The sequence below is a fragment of the Tamlana crocina genome (genome assembly GCF_012037625.1).
Genome location: NZ_JAAVJS010000866.1, coordinates 1 through 283, shown reverse-complemented (window position 1 = coordinate 283; position 283 = coordinate 1). Strand labels below are relative to the sequence as shown.

Annotated in this window: 1 protein-coding gene; it reads right to left on the bottom strand. The window is 43.1% G+C overall.

All coding sequences use genetic code 11. The features are described 5' to 3' along the window. The coding region (locus HC176_RS19310) for a DUF4402 domain-containing protein (protein WP_167920580.1) at positions 1 to 241 on the bottom strand (241 nt) is incomplete at its 3' end. Between the last annotated feature and the right edge of the window lie 42 nt (positions 242 to 283).

Sequence of the window (283 nt, the reverse complement as noted above, 5' to 3'; positions counted from 1 at the left end):
TCGCAAAGGAAAAGTCATTTCCCAGTAGATAAAGATCGCCGGTATAACTTCTGCTTCCCAGGGGATCGATCACCACAGTACCACCAGCCGGGCCAACTGTGAATTTTCCAAAATTGAGAAACTGTGCATTCCGTACTTCAACTTCAATTGGAATCGGCGGATTCTCCTGGGCAAATACTCCCGAAAATGACATTAGTAAAAGTGTCAAAACCGTGAAGTAATGGGAGGCTTTGGTTTTCATTGCTTTACTTTTTACTCAGGATCTTTTGGGTGTGTCTTTCAT